The organism is Undibacterium sp. Di26W, from assembly GCF_049340265.1.
Classification (GTDB): Bacteria; Pseudomonadota; Gammaproteobacteria; order Burkholderiales; family Burkholderiaceae_D; genus Undibacterium.
In genome coordinates this window covers 1-3180 of record NZ_JBMPOR010000053.1, presented here as the reverse complement: position 1 = coordinate 3180, position 3180 = coordinate 1, and the positions used below count along the sequence as shown (strand labels likewise).

Below are 3180 nucleotides of genomic sequence, written 5' to 3'. Positions count from 1 at the left end.
CGGACTCCTCGCCTCAAGTAGTTGGTCATACTTCTACTTTGGCACATCGATGCCGTCGGCGCTGGAGTCCCCTCTCTATTTCCAGCAGCCTCGAAGGCGGCGTCCATACCATTTGTTTACGATCTGTAGCGAGCGAGTGTCAGCGGGGTGAAGAGCAGCGCAAAAAGCGGAATGTACTGAAGTACATGAGCATTTTGAGCAGCGCATGAGCCCCGATCACGCTCGCGCAGTAAGATCGTAAGCAGGTTCTTAACCATCGTTTGCAAATCTGATTGCTTTTCTGCAAGTATCCTGTCATGTTTTCACATTACACTTGCCTGGTAGCCCTAATCTCCAGGTCACCACCTGGAGAACAATCAAGGAATTCGAGGACGTAATGATCAGGAAATGGATGTTTGCAGTGTCGGTGCTGATCGCATCGCCAGCAATGGCAGACACCTTTCGCATTGCCTATTATGAAGGCGGTGACGCGCCTTTTGTGTTGGTAGGGGACAAAGGGCCTAGCGGTATCTTCCCGGATTTGATGGCTGCCATTGTTCGCCTGAGTGGCGACAAACTGGATCAGCAATACCTGCCCATGCGCCGGTTGTTGAAGTCTTTTGAAGATGGGCAACTGGATATTGAAGTCGGAGCCAATCCCAAATGGCGCAGCAATTCGTCATTACCTGGTTTGTATAGTCTGTCTTTTGGTTTGCCCAGAGCGGTACTGTGTTTCAGGCCGGGTGAAGCGCCAAAAAAGCAGGCCGTCAGCGATTTTTTTGGGCAGAAAATTGGTGTGATTTCCGGTTATTTTTATCCCGAATTTGAAGCAGCTTTTGCCAGCGGGGATATACAGCGCGCTGACATTTTCAATTCCCCCAATCTGTTGCTGACCCTGAAAGCCAAGCGCTTTGACCAGATCATCATCAGCAATTATGTCCGGCAATACTGGACAAAAGTCGACGCACAACGCTATGCCTGCGATGAAGGCCGCATGATTGATGAAAGCGAAATGATGCTGCGCGTACATCCATCCCGGGCAGCGGCGCTACCCAGGCTGAATGCGGCGATTACCGCCCTGAAAAAAAGCGGCGAGCTGGATGCCATATTCCGGCGTTACACCCATTGATCTCTTTGATTTTAATACGACGCTGCCGGTGCGGATGCCGGCGAAGCCAATGGTTTGCCTTTGTCCAGCACATACACGCCGACCAGCTTGATCGTTGTGTTGCCGTGGTTTTTTGCGCTATGAACCGTGCCGCCAGGTACGACAAAACCTTCGCCTGCTTTGATTTTGCGCGGAGTTTGATTGGCGACCAATAACTCTATTTCACCGTCCATCACATAGCTGATTTCATCGCCCGGATGAGTGTGCCAGTCGACCTTGCCACCAGCAGCTACATCAATGCGGATAATGTAGTCTTCTTTTCCGGGAATGGATGAATCCGCTTGGGTAATAGGGGTACGGGTAACACCTATATTTTGTGCCAGCAGGCTTGCGCTGACCAGCAGGATGCCGATGGCACTCAGGTAATGCCATGGTTTCTTTGTCGTTGATTGCAAGATAGGTCTCCGGTGTGGGTTGGCATGCGTCATTACGCATGTTGCCTATTGCACGCCCATTTGCAGGGAGCGTCAAGTGTTATTTTTTAAATAAGTAAAAATTATTTGCGGACGAAAAAAATGGCGCAATTTTTACATTGCGCCATGGCATTTTAGTCAGGAGATTCTATGCATCCGCTGTCTTCACCAAACCTTCAGTTTCATCGGATTTGCTGGCACCCGGCGGGGCATCGCCATACGACACAAAGCGGGTCAGTATCAATACCGGGATGGCGCTGAGCAATACCCAGATAAAGAAATTCTTATAGCCCAGCGACACCTGGATATCGCCGCTGATGGTCTTGAACAAGACAAAACCCAATTGCATGACACCGGTGCCCAGTGCATAGTGGGCAGTCTGGTATTTGCCGGGGGCCACCACCTGCATGATGAACAGGATCAGGCCGACAAAACCGAAGCCATAGCCAAACATCTCGAAGGCCAGCGCAGCGGTGATGATGGTCATGCTTTCCGGCAGGCTGCTGCTCAAAAAGAAGAAGGCCAGGTTGGGGGTATTCATCGCCAGTATCAGCCAGGGCAGGGCGCGTTTCAAACCCAGCCATGAAGCGAAGTAACCACCGAGGATGCTACCACCGAGGAAGGCGATGGTGCCGGCGGTGCCGTAAGCAATGCCGACCTGGTCGGTAGTCAGGCCCAGGCCGCCCAGGTTCCTGGCTTCGCGCAAGAACAGCGGGCCTATGGTTTGTATCTGGCCTTCGGCGGCACGAAATAAAATGATGAAGGTGATTGCCAGCCAGATGCCGGGCTTTTTGAAGAATTCCATGATCACGTCCTGCAAGGTCACAAAGATGCTGTGCATGGATGCTTTGGATGTCGTGTTTTTAATACCAGGCAGTGACCAGCTGTTGTACAGACCCAGGCCGAACAAGAGCACACCCATGATGGCAAAGATGATGGTCCAGGCCTGCGCCGGTGCCAGGGTTTTTTCCAGGTAACCAGCCAGGTACACCATGGGGCCCAGGGTAATGAATTTCGCGGCGTTAAAAAATGCGCCTTGCCATCCTGCGTAGGTGGCTTGCTGCTTGTTGTTGAGGCTGGCCATATACAAACCATCGCATGCGATGTCATGCGTGGCAGATGCAATCGCCACCACACCCAGCAAGGCAATGCTGATGGCAAAATACATCGGCAATTGCAGCGAAACTGCCACCAGGCCCAGTGCCGCACCACCGATCAACTGAAACAGCACCACCAGCATTTTCTTGCTGCCTGCGGCTTCCAGGAAAGGACTCCACAAAGACTTGAAGACCCAGGCCAGCCCCACCAGCCCAGTCCAGTGGGCAATCTGGTCATTTGGCACGCCCATGCTTTTGTACATCAGGCCGGCAATCAGGGCGACCGCATAAAACGGCATGCCGGATGCCAGATACAGGCTGGGTACCCATTGCATGGGGTGCTGGGGCTGGTCTTTTTCTGTACGCATAGTGTATGTCTCTGCTGAATGATGTTTTCTAAGAACCTTACATGGACGCCGCCATTTGCCAAGTAAAAAACGCATCATGATTTACAGGAATAGATTGCACGCTTACATCCGGCCTGTTATTGCGACAAATGCCGCTGGCCCCTATGGAATTCGCT

3 protein-coding genes are annotated in these 3180 nt (G+C 52.1%); 1 reads left to right on the top strand and 2 read right to left on the bottom strand.

Features of this window, described 5'->3' with window-relative positions:
* The first annotated feature begins 376 nt into the window (after positions 1–376).
* Complete coding sequence (locus tag ACO0LM_RS28550) at positions 377–1108, top strand: substrate-binding periplasmic protein (protein WP_423042316.1); 732 nt, start codon at positions 377–379, stop codon at positions 1106–1108.
* A gap of 11 nt (positions 1109–1119) precedes the next feature.
* On the opposite strand, the gene ACO0LM_RS28545 is transcribed toward ACO0LM_RS28550, so the two are convergent.
* Both ACO0LM_RS28545 and ACO0LM_RS28540 read right to left on the bottom strand, forming a co-directional pair.
* Positions 1120–1542, bottom strand: coding sequence for a cupin domain-containing protein (locus tag ACO0LM_RS28545; RefSeq protein ID WP_423042314.1), 423 nt, complete (start codon positions 1540–1542; stop codon positions 1120–1122).
* A gap of 166 nt (positions 1543–1708) precedes the next feature.
* Positions 1709–3025, bottom strand: coding sequence for an MFS transporter (locus ACO0LM_RS28540; protein WP_423042312.1), 1317 nt, complete (start codon positions 3023–3025; stop codon positions 1709–1711).
* Between the last annotated feature and the right edge of the window lie 155 nt (positions 3026–3180).